At 69.3% G+C, this 16448-nt stretch carries 20 protein-coding genes; 15 read left to right on the top strand and 5 right to left on the bottom strand.

The genetic code is table 11. The annotated features are described in order from the left end of the window. Positions 1–2 precede the first annotated feature (2 nt). Both G6N56_RS16305 and pheA read right to left on the bottom strand, forming a co-directional pair. Entirely contained in the window at positions 3–698 is a 696-nt protein-coding gene (locus tag G6N56_RS16305) for a histidine phosphatase family protein (protein WP_085258398.1), read from the bottom strand. Continuing rightward, entirely contained in the window at positions 695–1639 is a 945-nt protein-coding gene (pheA, locus tag G6N56_RS16310; protein WP_085258399.1) for a prephenate dehydratase, read from the bottom strand. The genes G6N56_RS16305 and pheA overlap by 4 nt, the downstream gene beginning before the upstream one ends. Positions 1640–1730: 91 nt before the next feature. Here pheA and G6N56_RS16315 point away from each other — a divergent pair, with 91 nt between their 5' ends. Both G6N56_RS16315 and G6N56_RS16320 read left to right on the top strand, forming a co-directional pair. Next, positions 1731–2507 (top strand): DUF2470 domain-containing protein, encoded by a 777-nt coding sequence (locus G6N56_RS16315; RefSeq protein WP_085258400.1) that lies wholly within the window; start codon positions 1731–1733, stop codon positions 2505–2507. A 21-nt stretch (positions 2508–2528) separates the two neighbouring features. After that, positions 2529–3731, top strand: coding sequence for an LCP family protein (locus G6N56_RS16320; RefSeq protein ID WP_163645129.1), 1203 nt, complete (start codon positions 2529–2531; stop codon positions 3729–3731). A 6-nt stretch (positions 3732–3737) separates the two neighbouring features. Here G6N56_RS16320 and G6N56_RS16325 read toward each other — a convergent pair whose 3' ends face one another. Together G6N56_RS16325 and G6N56_RS16330 are read right to left on the bottom strand one after the other, a co-directional pair. After that, on the bottom strand, positions 3738–4562 hold the full coding sequence (locus tag G6N56_RS16325) for a glycerophosphodiester phosphodiesterase (RefSeq protein WP_085258438.1): 825 nt from the start codon (positions 4560–4562) through the stop codon (positions 3738–3740). A 5-nt stretch (positions 4563–4567) separates the two neighbouring features. Further along, complete coding sequence (locus G6N56_RS16330) at positions 4568–5644, bottom strand: DUF4328 domain-containing protein (protein ID WP_085258439.1); 1077 nt, start codon at positions 5642–5644, stop codon at positions 4568–4570. A gap of 499 nt (positions 5645–6143) precedes the next feature. Between G6N56_RS16330 and G6N56_RS28440 the strand changes: the two genes are divergently transcribed. The 11 genes from G6N56_RS28440 to rraA all read left to right on the top strand — a co-directional run bounded on the left by G6N56_RS28440 (position 6144) and on the right by rraA (position 12471). Then, on the top strand, positions 6144–6299 hold the full coding sequence (locus tag G6N56_RS28440) for a hypothetical protein (protein WP_169717559.1): 156 nt from the start codon (positions 6144–6146) through the stop codon (positions 6297–6299). A gap of 177 nt (positions 6300–6476) precedes the next feature. After that, entirely contained in the window at positions 6477–7100 is a 624-nt protein-coding gene (locus tag G6N56_RS16335; protein ID WP_085258440.1) for a superoxide dismutase, read from the top strand. Between the two features lie 163 nt (positions 7101–7263). Continuing rightward, positions 7264–7797 carry a peptidase gene (locus G6N56_RS16340; protein WP_085258441.1) on the top strand — a complete coding sequence of 178 codons (534 nt, stop codon included), beginning with the start codon at positions 7264–7266 and terminating at the stop codon, positions 7795–7797. A gap of 178 nt (positions 7798–7975) precedes the next feature. Next, a complete protein-coding gene (locus tag G6N56_RS29810) occupies positions 7976–8206 on the top strand; it encodes a TMEM165/GDT1 family protein (protein ID WP_408632622.1) in 231 nt (76 codons plus the stop codon). Continuing rightward, positions 8176–8625, top strand: a complete 450-nt coding sequence (locus G6N56_RS29815; protein ID WP_408632623.1) for a TMEM165/GDT1 family protein — start codon at positions 8176–8178, stop codon at positions 8623–8625. The genes G6N56_RS29810 and G6N56_RS29815 overlap by 31 nt, the downstream gene beginning before the upstream one ends. A gap of 464 nt (positions 8626–9089) precedes the next feature. Continuing rightward, on the top strand, positions 9090–9488 hold the full coding sequence (locus G6N56_RS16350; protein WP_085258453.1) for a transcriptional regulator: 399 nt from the start codon (positions 9090–9092) through the stop codon (positions 9486–9488). A gap of 134 nt (positions 9489–9622) precedes the next feature. Next, complete coding sequence (locus G6N56_RS16355) at positions 9623–10279, top strand: DUF6474 family protein (RefSeq protein WP_085258442.1); 657 nt, start codon at positions 9623–9625, stop codon at positions 10277–10279. Positions 10280–10326: 47 nt separating this feature from the next. Then, the gene (locus G6N56_RS16360; RefSeq protein ID WP_085258454.1) at positions 10327–10941 is read left to right on the top strand and encodes a YcnI family copper-binding membrane protein; all 615 of its coding nucleotides are present in this window, start codon (positions 10327–10329) and stop codon (positions 10939–10941) included. Further along, on the top strand, positions 10938–11438 hold the full coding sequence (locus tag G6N56_RS16365; RefSeq protein WP_085258443.1) for a copper resistance CopC family protein: 501 nt from the start codon (positions 10938–10940) through the stop codon (positions 11436–11438). The genes G6N56_RS16360 and G6N56_RS16365 overlap by 4 nt, the downstream gene beginning before the upstream one ends. Before the next feature lie 90 nt (positions 11439–11528). Next, on the top strand, positions 11529–11990 hold the full coding sequence (locus G6N56_RS29490) for an Rv3852 family protein (protein ID WP_085258444.1): 462 nt from the start codon (positions 11529–11531) through the stop codon (positions 11988–11990). Position 11991: 1 nt separating this feature from the next. Further along, positions 11992–12471: a ribonuclease E activity regulator RraA gene (gene rraA / locus G6N56_RS16375; protein WP_085258445.1), complete on the top strand. Its 480-nt coding sequence runs from the start codon at positions 11992–11994 to the stop codon at positions 12469–12471. Here rraA and G6N56_RS16380 read toward each other — a convergent pair. Beyond that, the gene (locus G6N56_RS16380; RefSeq protein ID WP_085258446.1) at positions 12468–13937 is read right to left on the bottom strand and encodes a flavin-containing monooxygenase; all 1470 of its coding nucleotides are present in this window, start codon (positions 13935–13937) and stop codon (positions 12468–12470) included. The two genes, rraA and G6N56_RS16380, sit on opposite strands and share 4 nt — an antisense overlap. A gap of 76 nt (positions 13938–14013) precedes the next feature. Here G6N56_RS16380 and G6N56_RS16385 point away from each other — a divergent pair, with 76 nt between their 5' ends. Together G6N56_RS16385 and dinB are read left to right on the top strand one after the other, a co-directional pair. Continuing rightward, positions 14014–14655 carry a TetR/AcrR family transcriptional regulator gene (locus G6N56_RS16385; protein ID WP_085258447.1) on the top strand — a complete coding sequence of 214 codons (642 nt, stop codon included), beginning with the start codon at positions 14014–14016 and terminating at the stop codon, positions 14653–14655. A gap of 24 nt (positions 14656–14679) precedes the next feature. After that, positions 14680–15879: a DNA polymerase IV gene (gene dinB / locus G6N56_RS16390; RefSeq protein ID WP_085258448.1), complete on the top strand. Its 1200-nt coding sequence runs from the start codon at positions 14680–14682 to the stop codon at positions 15877–15879. The last annotated feature ends 569 nt before the right edge of the window (positions 15880–16448 follow it).

The raw sequence follows: 16448 nt of genomic DNA on the forward strand, positions 1-16448 counted from the left end.
CGTCACCCCATCGGATCGGTGCCGGAGCGCACCGCGTCCGCGACCGGGGAGGCGGTTACCCCCGGGGCCTCGGGGTAGAACGGCGGCGTCAACGACCCCCAGCGCACGCAACTCCACCGCCCGTCGGTGATCGGAGCGAGCGCCACAGATTGGGCGTTGTCGAGATGGTTGTCCAGCGCGAAGTCGGCGTCGACCCCGGCGAGCACCGCGGCCGCCAGCCGGATCGCCGCGCCATGGCTGACCACGACGATGTCTCCATCCCAGTCGTCGTTGTCGAGGTAGCGCATGCGCAGGTCGGTCAGCACCGGCACGTAGCGATCCAACAGATCGTTGGCAGTCTCTCCGCCGGGCAGCGGGATGTCGAGTTCGCCGCGGTGCCAGCGCTCGTAGGTCGCGTTGAACTCGGCCACGGCATCGTCGTCGTTGCGGTTCTCCAGCTCACCGACCTGCACCTCGTGAATGCCAGCCACCTCGACGGCGGTAACCGCGAGCTCGGCGCCGATCACCGCGGCCGTCTGCGAGGCGCGGGTGGCGATCGAATGGGCCAGCAACGCGGGCCGCCCCGAACCGCGCGCGAACGCCCTGGCCTGGTCACGGCCCAGCGGCGTGAGTTCCGCGCCGGGCGGCCGGGTGTCCAGCCGGCGCTCGACGTTGCCGTAGGACTGGCCGTGGCGCAACAGCACCAGCCGCCCGCTCACGGCTCGAACCTCTGCTCGGGCTTGCCCTCCCGCAGCTGCGTCAACCACCGGGACGCCTCGTCGGACGGCGGCGGCAGCACTCCGGCGGCCGAGCCCGTTGGCCAGGAACCCAGGTATCGCACGTCGGCACAACGACGGTGGAGCGCCTTGAGTGCCTCGGCGACGGCGCCGTCATCGAGGTGGCCGACGCAGTCGGCGAAGAACACGTAGGTGCCGAGCCCCGTTCTGGTCGGTCGTGACTCGATCCGGGTCAGATCGATGCCGCGGATGCCAAACTCGGCAAGGGCGGCCACCAGCGCGCCCGGGCTGTTGTCGATCCGCAGCACCACCGACGTCCGATCGGTGCCGGTGCGCGGCGGCGGCGGCCCCGGCGGCCCGATCAAGACGAAGCGGGTGCGCGCATTCGGCTCGTCGACGACGCCGTCGGCCAGGACGGGCAGGCCCCACCGGGTCGCGGCCAGCGGCGAGGTCACCGCGGCGTCGGCGTGCCCGTCGGCCACCTGCCGCGCGGCGTCGGCATTCGAGTACGCCGGCCGCAGCTCGGCGCCGGGCAGCTCGGCGGCGAGCCACTGCCGCACCTGGGCCACCGCCACCGGGAAGGCGGCCAACGTGCGCACGTCCCGCGCGTCGCAGCCGGGTCTGATCACGATGCTGAACGCCACATCGAGCGTCGTCTCGGCGAACACCTGCAGCGACGAGCCGATCGCCAGGCTGTCCAGCGTCGGCGTCACGGATCCGTCGATGGAGTTTTCGATCGGGACGCACGCGTAGTCGGCGCCACCGTCACGCACGGCGTCCAGCGCCGCCGGCGTGCTGTCGATCGGCAACTTCCGAACCTCCGCGTCGCGACCCTGTTCGGGGACCAGGCCGGCGGCCGCGATATGCATCAGCGCCGCCTCGGTGAAGGTCCCCTCCGGACCGAGATAAGCGATGCGGATCACGCCCCAACCCTAATGGCGCGTCGCGCGGAACACTCCTTGCGCCATCCCCAGACCTGAGTTAACTTAGGCTTGCCTAACTAGAGGAGGATCGTTGCCCCCGCTGCCCCACTCCGCGCCGACGACGGCCGAACGCATCCGCAGCGCCTGCGCCCGGGCCGGTGGAGCGCTCCTTGCCATCGAGCGGGAGGACCCCGTCGCCCTGCCCCTGCATCACCTCCTGGACGACGGATCGTTCGCCCTCGCGTTGCCGGTGCAGCACTCGCCCGGGACCTCCGGCTCCCAGGCACTGCTCGAGCTCACCGATTACGCGCCGCTCCCGCTGCGCGAGCCGGTCCGCTCATTGGTGTGGGTGCGCGGCAGAGTGCACGAGGTCCCGGCCGGTGCGGTGCCACCGCTGCTGGACCACATCGCCAGCCGGTGCCCGAACCCCGCGTTGCTTCAGGTCCAGACGCCACAGTCGGTCGGGTCCGGGGGAGAGCCGCGCTATGCGCTGCTGCGGATGGACATCGCGTCGGTCGTCGTCACCGACGCCACCGGCGCCGAGCCCGTTGACGTCGCCGACCTGCTGGCGGCGCGGCCCGACCCGTTCTGTGAGATCGAGTCGACGCTGCTGTGGCACCTCGACACTGCCCACAACGACATCGTGACGCGGTTGGTGTCCCGGCTGCCCCCGCAGCTGCGGCGCGGGCAGGTCCGCCCGCTCGGGATCGACCGCTACGGCATGCGCTTCCGCGTGGAGCGCCACGACGGCGACCACGACGTGCGGTTGCCGTTCCACAAACCGGTGTCGGACATGGCCGGGCTGAGGCAAGCCATCCGCGTGCTGATGGGCTGCCCCTTCATCAACGGGTTGCGGGCCCGCCGCTAGCCGATACCCTAAGTTGAGCGGGTGAACGGCGACCGAACTCCGGAACGCCGACAGCCTCGGAGACCGGTCGGGCCGCCCGTCGCCCGCCGGGAACCCTCGCAGGTGATCCGCCGCGAGGCCGCCCCTCCTCCCGACGCCCGCACGATGCCGCTGCGCCGACCTGCTGCCCCCCGGCCGCCGGCACCCCCTCGGCAGGCCCGCCCGTCGACGCGGCCGGCTCCCCCACCCCCGCCCGTGGCGCCGATGGCGCGCCGGACCCGCGGCATCCGACGCTGGTTGCGTGCGGCGGCGGCCGTGGTGCTGATCGGAGCGCTGCTCGCCGCGGCGGGCCTCGTCGGCGGCGGTTTGTGGTTCGACACGGCATTGCACCGCGAAGCGGTGCTGACCGACTACCCGGACCGGCCGGGGCCCGGACGTGGGACCAACTGGCTGCTCGTCGGCTCCGACAGTCGCCAGGGCCTGACCGCCGAGCAGCAGCGCGACCTGGCCACCGGCGGTGACATCGGGAACGGTCGCACCGACTCGATCCTGCTGGTGCACGTCCCGGAATTCTGGTCCGGCACGCCGCCGACGATGGTGTCGATCCCGCGCGACTCCTACGTACCGATCCCGGGGTATGGCAAGGACAAGATCAACTCCGCGTTCTCGGCGGGCGGGGGCGCCCTGCTCACCCAGACGGTGGAGCAGGCCACCGGATTGCGCCTCGACCACTACGCCGAAATCGGGTTCGGCGGCTTCGCCGGCCTGGTGGATGCGCTCGGCGGGGTGACGGTGTGCCCGACGCAGGCGCTGCACGACCCGTTGGCCGGCATCGCCCTGCCGGCCGGTTGCCAGCAAGTAAACGGCCGCGACGCGCTCGGCTTCGTCCGGACACGCGACACCCCGCGGGCCGACCTCGACCGGATGGTGCACCAGCGGGAGTTCATGTCGGCGCTGTTGCACCGGGCCACCAGCCCCGCGGTGTACCTCAACCCGTGGCGCTGGTACACGGCGCCGCGGGCCGCCGCCGGCGCCCTGACCGTCGACCGCGGCGACCACGTCTGGGATCTGGCCCGCCTGGGGTGGGCGCTGCGCGGGTCGAAGAAGGCGATGACGGTCCCGATCGGCGAATTCACCAGCAGCGACGCCGGGTCGGTGGTGGTGTGGAACCACGACGAAGCCGCCAAGTTGTTCGAAGCGCTATCCTCCGACGGCCCCGTGCCCGCCCCGGACGAGGCGCAATAGCGACCGCTAACCGCTGCTCTCGCCGGCGGGGTGCTTCTGCAACCACGCCTTGGTGCGACCGGGGTGGTGGGTGGCCAGCCACGCGACCCCGACGTCCCGGCAAAATGCGAGGTCCTCGTATTCGTCGACGTTCCAGCAATACACCGCCCTGCCCTGGGCGATCGCACGGTCGGCGAGTTGCGGATACTCCTTCAGCGCCGCCAGCGACGGCCCGATGGCAGTGGCGCCGACGGCGGTTGCGGCGCCGCTGATCAGGTAGCGGGCCGTCTTGCCGAGCAGCACGGTCGGCAGCATCGGTGCGGCGCGCCGGATCCGCCACATCGCGGCGGCTGAAAACGACATCACCACCGCCCGGGACCGGTCAGCCGAGGCCGGCGCGGCGATGCCGTAGCGGTGCAGGAGCGCCAGCAGCTTGCTCTCCACCAGGGAGCCATACCGGACCGGGTGCTTGGTCTCGATGAACAGCTTGACCGGCCGGTGCCAGTCGAGCACGAGCGAGACCAGAGCATCGAGCGTCAGCAAGCTGGTATCGCCGTGGGTGCCGTCCGGGCGCCAGCTGTCGTGCCAGGCGCCGTACTCCAGCTCCCGCAGCTCCTCGAGGGTCGACGTGCTGACCAAACCGGCGCCGGTCGACGTGCGGTCCAGCCGGCGGTCGTGCACGCACACCAGGTGACCGTCGCGGGTCAGCCGGACGTCGCATTCCACCCCGTCCGCGCCCTCTTTGAGCGCGAGATCGTAGGCGGCGAGCGTGTGTTCGGGCAGAGCCGCCGACGCGCCTCGATGGGCAACGACGAACGGATGCCCGGCGAGCACCTCGTCGGCCCACGTCATAATCCCTATGCTGCCGGTTCCTGCCCCTTCAACTCAACCGGACGGGCGGCGTCTCGGCGCGTCGACTCCCCGTCGGGCCGAGCGGGACCGTCGGAGCCCACCATGACCCACCGGTGAGCCGGCCGTTCGACCGGTTTGCGCTCGAATCCCTCGAAGACGCGGGCCGCGGCGGCCACCGTGGTCGCCGCGAGCAGGTAAGCGAGCACCATCAGCACGGTGTTGTTCGCGATCCCCTGCGCATCCGTGGCGAAGCTGGTGACGATCGCGAAGATCGACACGACGTAGCTGAGGATCCAGGCGATCCACCACTGCAGGATCGGCCTGCGCAGCCGGGCGTAATGCTCCTCGAGCGCAGCCAACTCGATGACGTAGACGGGGGCCCACAACAGATTGGCCAGCGGCACCAGGCAGCCCGCCCACAGAGCCCGCGCGGACCGCGGTTCCGGGATGCCGTAGTGCGAGAAGGCCGCGGCCCGCCGCGCGATCAACCACCGCACCAGCAGCACCCAGGACGTGGCCACCGCGGCGATCGAGGCCAGGCTGGCCACCACCCCGAGCCAGTCGGCGGCGATGGCCAGCAGCGAGTTGAGCAGGATGGTCCGGTTGATCACCAGCAGCACGTAACGCACCACGTAGACCAGGGCGGTGAGGCCGAGCACCAGCACCCCCGCGAACAAGCCGGCGCGCACGCCGGCCGCCGACGGGCCCCGGCGGGTGGGTTTCCCGGCCGTCGTGGGTGCCGGCTCGGTACGGTCGGAAAGCCCCCAACGCGGCATCACCGCATACCGTGGCGTGGGCCCCCGGGCCCGCTGTCCCCGGCGGGTGCGCGGCGCGGCGCCCGGACGCACCGCTATCCAGCGATAGCCCGCCGGCAGCCGCGGCGTTGTGCGCTGCCAGGCGGACGGGCCGGGAGGCCGGGGAGGTGCCGCGGGCGGCGGCCCCCCGTACGTGCTCCATCGAGGATCGGCGGGCGGAGTGTCCGCGAGGGGCGCCATGAGCGCGCCCCGGCAGCGCGGACACCACTCGCGGCGCCGCTCGCGCACGTTCCACCGAGTGCCGCACTGGGAGCACACCTGGATCACCGGACCAGACTAGCCCGGCGGCAAATGCACTCCCCGGCAACGCGGCGGTCACTCGACTCGCTCCGAACCCGGGGCGGCCGGGGCGGCTCGGCGATGCGTCGGCAATCACCCGAACACCGACGACTATCCACAGTTTCCACAGGTTTATCCACAACACGCGGCGGGGTATGCGGGCCCTCAATACAGCCTCTACCGGCCAACAGGGGCCACCGTTGTGGATAACACGCCCCTTGGTACCGGCGTGCCATAAACAAGCGATATCGATGCGCGAGCGAAATGGATTGCCTGTCTAACCATCCGTGGATATGGACGCCCATGGGCAAGGCCGGCCCCGCCCCCGGCCGCCGGCCGCCCCAGGCACCGCCGCGAAACCGCAGTTCGCGGCCCTATTGCGCGCCACATTTTTCAAGCCGACCACAACGCGTTATGATCGCGATCCGACCCGTTGTTGTGACTCACCTCACTAAGCCGAGGTGAACGAGCAGGTGAAAGGCGCTTGATGGCCACGCATTCGTTCGGTCCCGGTTCGCCGGCCCAGTCGAAGTCGTATTCCGGCTCGCCTGCGTGGAATCACAGTTACAGCATCGCCGCCGTGCGCGCCGGTCTGATCGCGCTGGCCCTGCTCGCGGTGTTGGCCATCATCGTCTTGTCTTGAAACCCGTCTTGTCTTGAAACCCGTCTTGTCTTGAAACCCGGCCGAACGGGTATTCGGAGGACGGCGGACGTTCTTGCGGAGCGCGCAGTCATGGAGCAGGGTTGATTGTGGCTGGCCTCCGCGTGGCAGGCTTGGGCCGATGAGCGTTTTAGACCGATAACCGAAGAAAGGAATGCCGTGGCTGAATACACCCTGCCCGACTTGGACTGGGACTACGGAGCGCTGGAACCGTACATCTCCGGCCAGATCAACGAGCTGCACCACAGCAAACACCACGCAACCTACGTCAAGGGCGCCAACTCCGCCGTCGCTGCGCTTGAAGAGGCGCGCAGCAAGGACGATCACAGCGCCATCCTGCTGAACGAGAAGAACCTCGCCTTCAACCTGGGCGGTCACGTCAACCACACCGTCTGGTGGAAGATCTTGTCCCCCAACGGTGGTGACAAGCCGACCGGCGATCTGGCCGCCGCCATCGACGACGCGTTCGGCTCGTTCGACAAGTTCCGTGCGCAGTTCACCGCGGTTGCCAACGGGATTCAGGGCTCCGGCTGGGCTGTGCTCGCCTACGACAGCCTCGGCGACAGGTTGCTGACCTTCCAGGTGTACGACCACCAGGCCAACTTCCCGCTGGGGGCCGTTCCGCTGCTGCTGATCGACATGTGGGAGCACGCCTTCTACTTGCAGTACAAGAACGTCAAGGCCGACTACACCAAGGCCTTCTGGAACGTCGTGAATTGGGAGGACGTGCAGGCGCGATACGCCGCCGCGACGTCGAAGGCCTCGGGCCTGATCTCGACCTGAGCATCCCGGACAAGGCAAAGGGCGTCACGCGCTGCGCGTGGCGCCCTTTGACCGTTCGGCCAACCTCCGACGGCCGTGTCGGGTTGCACGGCGCATAAACCGCAGGCATCCTTAACTATTCGAGCGTGTGGCTATTCGGTTGAGGCGTCGCGCGGAGGTCTAGATGGAGACTGGCTCAGAACGGCCAATAGGGGTATCCCCCTTCCATTCTCGTGGTGCCCTGAAAGGGTTTGTGATCTCCGGCCGCTGGCCGGATTCGACCAAGGAATGGGCCCAGCTGTTGATGGTCGCGGTGCGGGTCGCGTCCCTGCCCGGATTGCTTTCCACCACAACGGTGTTCGGGGCCCGCGAGGAGCTGCCCGACGAACCCGAGCCGGGCACCGTCGGCCTGGTGCTGGCAGAAGGTACGGTGTTCGGCGAATCCGCCATCCAGCCAGGCTATTTCGCCGATCACCAGCCTCCGGCCCTGCTCATGTTGCACCCACCATCGGAGACCACGCCGTCGTTGCCGGAATGCAGCGGCGCGGCGTCGGGCTGCGTGCTGCTGCCCGGACTGCCCTACCTGGGTCTCGAGCACCGGGCCGCCTGGGTGGAGGCGGAGGCCGACGGCACCATCACCTCCATGGTGAGTCGCGTTGGCGTCGACCCCATCAGCCATCCCGACACGGCGATTCTGGCGATGCTGCTAGCGGCTTGAATCACCGCGAGCGAATCCGCGAATGCGGGCACCCGAACTTGACCACCGTCCCGGTGCCCGCCGCACCGGCCCGATAGCCTGACACCATCAGCGAAGGGGAGTAGCCCCCAACCGTCGGGCCGACATACTGGCGCGCGACGCGGCCGGCGAACCGGACCCCGGGCGGGCGAGACCCGCGATGCTCGCACCCACACTCCTCAGCCTCGGCGTGGTGTTCCTCGCCGAACTCGGCAACCGGTCGCAGCTCATCACCATGGCGTACGCGCTGCGGTACCGGTGGTGCGTCATGCTCCTCGGAGTGGCGGTGGCCGCGTTCGGAGTGCACGGGGTATCTGACGATCGGGACACTTCCTGGGCGCCACGCTGGCCGCGCGGCCAATGGCATTCGCGTCCGCCGTCGCGTTCCTGATCTTCGCGGGATGGGCCTGGCGCGGGGGTGCGACGGCGGCCGAAGCCGTCTCGGCAGATGGCGAACCCCGTTTCGCACGTGCTCGCCGAAATGAGCGACAAGACGACGCTCGCGACGGTGAGGTTGGCAGCGACCACGACTGGGCCGGCGTGTGGATCGGCACCGCGGTGGGCATGGTGGTTGCCGATGCCCCGGCCATCGGCGTGGGGACGCTTCTGCACCGACGCCTTCCGGAACGCCTGCTACACGCCCTGGCCAACCCGTTGGACAACGCGTTGGGCCGGCGCTCGGTGGCGATCGCCGTGACCGCCGTGGTCGCAGTTGGGGCCGCGACCATCGCGACGACCGCCACAGCGCAAACTCGCCGGCGGCGCAGGGCGGACACGCCATCGCCGACCATACCTCCGGGCTCCACCTGAGGAGCCGACGACAACAGTCCGCCTCCCGCGCTTCGCCGACGAGCCGGCCCCAGAGGTATCCCTGTGAGTGATTCACTGAACCTCAACCCCGTTTTGGGCGCGTGTTGCAGACCTTGCAGCAAAGGACGCCGTCAAAACGTGCGGAAAACTCCGACTTGCTCGCCGGTTGCGGAGCGACTGCCCAGCACCCTCCGTCGGGCCTTTCCGGCGGCTCCGGCGAGGGTGGCCCGCCACATCCGGCAGGTACGTTAATTCTGCGGATAACCTGTGAGTTTCGCCCATTCGGTGGACACTTCAGCGAATCGGATGGACGCTCGTCACGTGCGAAATAGGTCGGCGCCAGCTACGTCCGTACCGGAGCCGATCGCGTTTGCACCTGGTAGCAACGACAAACCGTCGCTACCATGATCAGCTAATACACCTAGGTAATAGTTCACTTCTATAGCCCAGTGGAGGTCATATCGATGAGCACGACGTTTTCTGCCCGCCTGAACCGCCTCTTCGACACCGTGTATCCGCCGGGGCGCGGACCGCACACCTCCGCGGAGGTAATCGCGGCTCTCAAGGCGGAGGGCGTTACGATGTCGGCTCCTTACCTGTCCCAGCTACGTTCCGGCAACCGCACTAATCCGTCGGCGGCCACCATGTCCGCCTTGGCCAACTTCTTCCGGATCAAGCCGGCTTACTTCACCGACGACGAGTACTACGAGAAGCTCGACAAAGAACTGTCGTGGTGGGCCACCATGCGCAACGACGGGGTGCGCCGCATCGCGCTGGCCGCCGCCGAGTTGTCTCCCGAGGCCCGGGAGGAGCTCGCGGAACGCGTGGACGAGCTTCGCCGCGCGGAACACGCGGGCGTCTAGCGCGACCGCGACCGGTTGGGCAGCCCGCCCTGGCGGGCTGCCCTCCGCCCCTCCCGATTAGGGTTGCTTGAATCGAGCGCACACGCGAGTTCGACCCACATTGAGCCAGCGATATCACCGGGAGGCGGCCGGGAATGGGCCTGTTCCGCAAGCGAAAGAGTCGCGCGACGCTGCGCGCCGAAGCCCGCGCGATCAAGGCCCGCGCCAAGCTGGAAGCCAGGCTGTCGGCCAAGAATGAGGCCCGGCGCATCAAGAGCGAGGTGCGGTCGGCGGAGAAGGCGCTCCGAGCGCAGATCAAGGCCCAGCGCGAAAGCGATCGCACGGCGCTGAAAGTGGCCGAGACCGAGCTCAAGACCGCGCGCGAGGGCAAGATTTTGTCGCCCACCCGCATCCGCCGGCTGCTGACGGTGTCCCGGCTGCTCGCGCCGATCCTGACTCCGGTGATCTACCGGGCGGCCATCGCCGCCCGCGCGATGGCCGACCAGCGGCGCGCGGACCAGCTCGGCGTCCCGCTGGCGCAGATCGGCCAGTTCTCCGGGCATGGGGCCCAGTTGTCGGCCCGGATCGCCGGCGCCGAGAAGTCGCTGCAGATGGTGCAGGACAAGAAGCCCAAGGACGCCGAGACCCGGCAGTTCGTGACCGCGATCACCGAGCGGCTCGCCGATCTCTCGGCTGCCGTCACCGCCGCGGAGAACATGCCCGCCGCGCGCCGGCGGGCGGCCCACGCCGCCATCTCATCGCAACTCGACGGCATCGAGGCGGACCTGATGGCCCGGCTCGGCCTGAGCTGACCGCGGCGCCCGTGGGACGAATCAGGCGCGCGCTGACCGCCGCGGCCATGGTGCTCGGGGTCGGCTTGGCCGTGGGAACACCGGCGGCCTGGGCGCATGTGCACGTCAGCAGCGACGTCGCCGCGCGCGGCGCCCGGGCCCTCGTCACCTTCCAGGTGCCCAACGAGTCGAACACCGGCGCCAGGACCACCGCGCTGACCGTCGCCCTTCCCAGCCTGACGTCGGCGAGCGCCGAGTACCTGCCCGGCTGGGCGGTCACGCTGGACCGGGACGCGGCTGCGGGCATCGTGCGGTCGGTGACCTGGACGGCCGTGCCCGACGGCGGCATCGGTACCGACCAGTTCGGCCTGTTCCGGATCTCGGTGCAGCTACCTGACGCCGACACGGTCAGCTTTCCCGCCACGCAGAGCTACTCCGACGGGACCGTCGTGAAATGGGATCAACCGCCCTTGTCGGGCGGCGCGGAGCCGGAGCACCCCGCGCCCGTGCTGACGCTCGCGGGGGGCCCGCCGGCGCCGCACCAACACCAGCCGCCGGCAGGCACCGTTTCCGCGCCCGACGCGTCGAAGCCTGCGGACAACACCGCCCGCCTCCTGGGCGGTGCGGCCCTGGTCGTGGCGGCCGCCGCCGTCTTCCTGGTGCTGATCCGCCGGCGCTCGTGAAACGCCTGGCGGTGGCGGCGTGGGTCGGCGCCCTGCTGGCAATCGCCACGCTGTGCGCCCCGCTCGCATCGGCGCACGCCGTCCGCGTCGCCGCTGACCCGGCGGACAACGCGGAGCTCGCCTCCGGCCCGTCCCGGGTGAGCGCAACCTTCAACGAGGGGCTGCAAACCACCTTCGCGGCCATGACGGTGGTCGGCCCGGACGGCAACGTGTGGTCCACCGGCGAGCCGGCAGTGCAAGGGGCGATCGTGAGTGTCGGCCTCCGGCCACTTGGGCCGGCCGGCACATACACGGTCAACTACCGGGTGACATCCGCGGACGGCCACGTGGTGTCCGGTTCCTGGTCGTTTCGCCTGACCGTGCCCGGCACCGGCGCGCCCGGACCCGCCGCCGTCGGGACCGACACGGGTGGCGCGCTCCCGGTCTGGCCATTTGTGGTGGTAGCGGTAACGCTCGTCGCCGCCGGTGCCTTCTGGGCGGCGCGCCGCAGACCCTGACCGGTGGCCGAGGCGCCCGGGTGCCTCCTGGCATGATGGGAGCGAGTTACTTTTCGGTGCGCGACCAGGAAGGCGCAAAGGAGCGGCCGCATGGCAGACCCGCAGGACCAACCCAACAGCGAACCCGACGGCGCTTCCACCCCACCGGCCCTCCCCCCGGAGGCGCCGCCGGAGAAGAAGCCACCCGCCAAGGCGGCGAAGAAAGCCCCCGCCAAGGCGCCCGCTAAGAAGGCACCTGCGAAGAAGGCCCCCGCCAAGAAGGCGGTCGCCAAAAAGGTGCCGGCAAAGAAGGCCGCGCCGCCACCGCCGGAGCCGGCGCCGCCCGGCGAGCCGGTGCTCAGCGCTCAGCAGCGGATCGAGACCAACGGTGACCTTGCCGCGGCCGCCAAGGACGCCGCGGCACAAGCCAAATCGACCGTCGAAGCCGCCAAGAACCCAGTTTCGCCTGACGTCTCGCCCTCGGCGCTGGGCCAGTCCCCGCTGCCGCTGATCGTCGCCTTGAGCGTCAGCCTGCTGGCCATCCTGCTGATCCGGCAGTTGCGGCGCCGCTGACGTGGGCGTGTCCTTCCGGCCCACCGCCGACCTCGTCGACGAAATCGGGCCCGACGTACGCAGCTGTGACGTGCAGTTCCGCCAGTTCGGCGGCCGCCCCGAGTTCGCCGGATCGATCACCACCGTGCGCTGCTTCCAAGACAACGCCCTGCTCAAATCGGTGCTCTCCGAGCCCGGCGCGGGCGGGGTTCTCGTCATCGACGGAGCGGGCTCTTTGCACACCGCCCTGGTCGGCGACGTCATCGCCGAATTGGCCCGCGCCAACGGTTGGGCCGGACTGATCGTCAACGGGGCGGTGCGTGACGCCGCGGCGCTGCGCGGCATCGACATCGGCGTCAAGGCGCTGGGCACCAATCCCCGCAAGAGCACCAAGACCGGCGCCGGGGAACGCGGGGTCGAAATCAGCCTGGGCGGGGTGACATTCGTGCCTGGCGAGACCGCCTACAGCGACGACGACGGGATCGTCGTCGTCGCCCCCTAAGCGGGTACCGGCGCGCGCTTCCTAGAAAACTTGAGCCCCTCGTCGTCGACCTTCCCGCGCCGAATGGTCCGCATGTCGAACAGGTAGTTCTGCTTGAGGCGCCACGGCGCGCGCGACCCGGACTTGGGCAGGATGTCCTGGGACCGCTGGAAGTAGCCGGGATTGAAGTCCATGAACGGCAGTTCGTCGACGTCGGCGCCCGGGTGTAGCGGCTCCACGGTGTCGAAGCCCTTGGCGTCCATGTAGTTCAGCAATCGGCAGACGAATTCGGAGACCAAGTCGGCCTTCAGCGTCCAGGAGGCATTCGTGTACCCGAAGGTGATGGCGAAATTCGGGACGCCGGAGAACATCAGGCCCTTGTACGTCATCAGGGACGGCAGGTCGAAGGGCTGACCGTTGCGCGACGGTGTCACCCCGCCGAGCAACTGCATGTTCAAACCGGTTGCCGTGACGATGATGTCGGCCTGCAGCTCCTCCCCCGAGGTGAGTCTGATCCCGGTCTTGGTGAACCGGTCGATGGTGTCGGTGACGACATCGGCCTTGCCGTGCCGGATGGTCCGGAAGAAGTCGCCGTCTGGCGCCAGGCACAACCGCTGGTCCCACACGTTGTACCGCGGTCCGAAGTGCTTCTCGACGTCGTAGCCTTTCGGCAGGCGGCGCTGGGCCATCGTCATCAGCGTCTTGCGCATGTAGGCGGGGCGTTTCCGCGCGAGCTGGTATTGGAAGGTGCTGAAGGCGATCGCCTTCCACCGGTTCGCGAAGTGCGCCAGGCGGTCGGGCAGGAGCCGGTTGGCCCGCACGGCGAAGGGGTCGACACCCGGCAGCGAACCGATGTAGGTCGGCGAGCGCTGCAGCATCGTGACATGACCGGAGCCCGAGTTCACCAGCGCCGGGATCAGCGTGATGGAAGTCGCGCCGGATCCGATAACGACGATCTTCTTCCCCGCGTAGTCGAGGTCCTCCGGCCAGTGTTGCGGGTGCACGATCGTGCCCTCGAAGTCGTCCGCGCCGGCGAACGTGGGCGAATAGCCCTCGTCGTAGTTGTAATAGCCGGTGCACGCGAACAGGAAGGAGCAGGTGATGTCGCTGCGCTGGCCGTCGTGTTCCACCGTCAGGGTCCAGCGGTTGTCGGCGTCGGACCAGTCAGCGGCCAGCACGCGGTGGCGGTAGCGGATGCGCCGGTCGATCCCGTTCTCGACGGCGGCGTCCCTGATATAGGCCTTGATCGACGGGCCGTCGGCGATCGACTTCGCCGAACGCCACGGCTTGAACCGGAATCCGAGGGTGAACATGTCCGAGTCCGACCTGATGCCCGGGTATTTGAACAGGTCCCAGGTGCCGCCGAGATCGTCGCGGCGCTCGAGGATTGCGTAGCTCTTGGACGGGCAACGGTCCTGGAGGTGCCAGGCGGCGCTGACGCCCGAAATACCAGCGCCGACGATGACTACGTCGAGGTGCTCAGTCATGCGGTCACGCTATCAACGCGGTGTCGAGTCGGTCAACAGGGTGTTGAGAGTTTCGACACCCTGTAAAGTCGCACGGGTGACCTCCGCCGGCCAAGCCCGCGCACTGCGCGGCCGCCGCTCCCTGCGCCCCTCCGGGGACGACCGGGAGCAGGCCATCATCGCGACCGCCGAACGGTTACTGCACGAACGCGCTTTCGCCGAGATCTCCGTCGACGACCTGGCCAAGGGCGCCGGCCTGTCGCGACCCACGTTCTACTTCTACTTCAAGTCGAAGGAAGCGGTACTGCTGTCGCTACTCGAGCCGGTGATCGCGCAAGCCGACGCGGAGTTCGACGGTGCGATCCAGCGGTTGCCCGCCGACCCACGCCGGGTATGGCGCAACGGCATCAAGGCGTTTTTCACGGCGTTCAGCACGCACCGCAAGCTCGCCCGCGCCGCGACCGAGGCGCTGGCCACCAGCTCGGAGCTGCGGACGGTCTGGTCGGGCTTCATGCAGAAATGGATCGACCAGACCGCGGCCATGATCACCGCCGAACGGTCCCGCGGCGCCGCGCCGGAAACCATTCCGGCCGCGGACCTGGCCACGTCACTGAACCAGATGAACGAGCGCACGATGATGGCCGCCCTGTCCGCCGAGACCCCGGCGGTCGACCCCGAACGGGTCGTCGACACCCTTACCCACATCTGGGTCAGCAGCATCTACGGCGAAGCCCCGTAACTTGTCACGGCGCCGTGCGAACATATGTTCGTGCGGAGTGACGCATCCATCCTGCATGCGGACCTGGACTCCTTCTACGCTTCCGTCGAACAGCGCGATGACCCGACGCTGCGGGGTCGCCCCGTGATCGTCGGCGGCGGCGTCGTGCTGGCGGCCAGCTATGAGGCCAAGGCCTTCGGCGTGCGCACGGCCATGGGCGGGGCGCAAGCGCGGAGGCTGTGCCCGCAGGCCGTTGTGGTGCCGCCTCGGATGGCCGCCTACACGCGCGCCAGCGACGCCGTGTTCGAGGTGTTCCGCGACTGCACACCACTCGTCGAGCCGCTGTCGGTGGACGAGGCGTTCCTCGACGTCGGTGGCCTGGCACGAGTGTCGGGCACCCCGGTCCAGATCGCCGAGAAGTTGCGTGCCGACGTGCGCGAACGCGCCGGGCTGCCGATCACGGTCGGGGTAGCCCGGACGAAGTTCCTCGCCAAGGTGGCCAGCCAGGAGGCGAAGCCCGACGGCTTACTGCTGGTGCCGCCCGACGGGGAACTGGCCTTCCTCCACCCGCTGCCGGTGCGTCGCCTCTGGGGCGTGGGCGCGGTGACCGCGGACAAGTTGCACGCCCATGGGATCGAGACGGTGGCCGCGGTCGCGGAGCTGGGCGAGGCGACCCTGGCATCGCTCGTGGGCGCGGCGATGGGCCGCCAGCTGTTCGCGTTGTCGCGCAACATCGACCGCCGGCGCGTGACCACCGGTGTGCGCCGGCGGTCGATCGGCGCTCAGCGGGCGCTGGGGCGCACCGGCAATACCATGTCGGCGACCGAGATCGACACAGTTGTGATCAACCTGGTCGATCGGATCGCCGGACGAATGCGCGCCGCCGGCCGCACGGGGCGCACGGTGGTGCTACGCCTGCGCTTCGACGACTTCAGCCGGGCGACCCGGTCGCACACCCTGCCGTGGGCGACCTCGTCGACCGGGCCCATCCTGGCCGTCGCCCGCCGGCTCGTCGCCTCGTCCGCGCCGCTGATCGCCGAGCGCGGGTTGACCCTGGTCGGGTTTTCGGTATCGGGGATCGACCGCACCGGCGCGCAGCAGCTGATGCTGCCATTGCACGGCGAATCTCAAGAGGTAGACGCCGCGGTCGACCGCGTCCGTCAACGCTTCGGTAAATCCGCGCTCACGCGCGGAGTGTTGGTGGGCCGCGATTTGGGTATAGAGATGCCGACACTGCCCGACTGAGGGGCCTCTCGTCGTCAAATCAAATCCATTGCCGTTCATACCTTTTCGAGGTTATGAGCTTCATTTGAGATGGTCCGCGACCCGGGCGAGCGGGCCGGCCCGCTCATAAGCTGACACGAACGCCCGGCCCGGAAAGGGAGTAATTGAACACGTTGGCGCCGCCGGACAAAGCCCGGAACAGCGGCCCGCCCCGCGAAGGCCTTCTCCTCGGTTACGGTGCCGTGCTCGCGTTTCCGCGGGCCTCGTCAACGCGGTGGCTCTCCTGATTCTGGCGTTGCCGTCGGCGACCTGACGGCGATCACCACCCAGCTGGACATGAACACGGCCAACCCCTGGCGCTACGAGGGGCACGTGCTGGCCGCAATCCTGTTGGGCTTCCTGGCGGGAGCGACGATGGCAGGGGCGGTCTGGCACCGACCGATACCCTCGCGGTGCCCCGGCAGGCGGTCGTGCTGTTCACCGAGGCGGCGCTCCTCGTCCTCGCCGCCGCCGGCGCCAACGTGGCACACGGCCGCGTACGCAGCGATGGGCAGGCGTCGGAAACGGCGGAGACGGTGCGCGTCTGAGAC

Source organism: Mycobacterium saskatchewanense, assembly GCF_010729105.1.
Classification (GTDB): domain Bacteria; phylum Actinomycetota; class Actinomycetes; order Mycobacteriales; family Mycobacteriaceae; genus Mycobacterium; species Mycobacterium saskatchewanense.

Excerpts from the sequence above, each read along its gene's own strand:
- G6N56_RS16325 (WP_085258438.1), bottom strand. The coding sequence starts at position 4,562 with ATGACGTGGGCCGACGAGGTGCTCGCCGGGCATCCGTTCGTCGTTGCC.
- G6N56_RS28440 (WP_169717559.1), top strand. The coding sequence starts at position 6,144 with ATGGCCACGCATTCGTTCGGTCCCGGTTCGCCGGCCCAGTCGAAGTCG.
- G6N56_RS16340 (WP_085258441.1), top strand. The coding sequence starts at position 7,264 with ATGGAGACTGGCTCAGAACGGCCAATAGGGGTATCCCCCTTCCATTCT.
- G6N56_RS29810 (WP_408632622.1), top strand. The coding sequence starts at position 7,976 with ATGCTCGCACCCACACTCCTCAGCCTCGGCGTGGTGTTCCTCGCCGAA.
- G6N56_RS29815 (WP_408632623.1), top strand. The coding sequence starts at position 8,176 with ATGGCATTCGCGTCCGCCGTCGCGTTCCTGATCTTCGCGGGATGGGCC.
- G6N56_RS16350 (WP_085258453.1), top strand. The coding sequence starts at position 9,090 with ATGAGCACGACGTTTTCTGCCCGCCTGAACCGCCTCTTCGACACCGTG.
- G6N56_RS16355 (WP_085258442.1), top strand. The coding sequence starts at position 9,623 with ATGGGCCTGTTCCGCAAGCGAAAGAGTCGCGCGACGCTGCGCGCCGAA.
- G6N56_RS16360 (WP_085258454.1), top strand. The coding sequence starts at position 10,327 with ATGGTGCTCGGGGTCGGCTTGGCCGTGGGAACACCGGCGGCCTGGGCG.
- G6N56_RS29490 (WP_085258444.1), top strand. The coding sequence starts at position 11,529 with ATGGCAGACCCGCAGGACCAACCCAACAGCGAACCCGACGGCGCTTCC.
- G6N56_RS16380 (WP_085258446.1), bottom strand. The coding sequence starts at position 13,937 with ATGACTGAGCACCTCGACGTAGTCATCGTCGGCGCTGGTATTTCGGGC.
- dinB (WP_085258448.1), top strand. The coding sequence starts at position 14,680 with ATGTTCGTGCGGAGTGACGCATCCATCCTGCATGCGGACCTGGACTCC.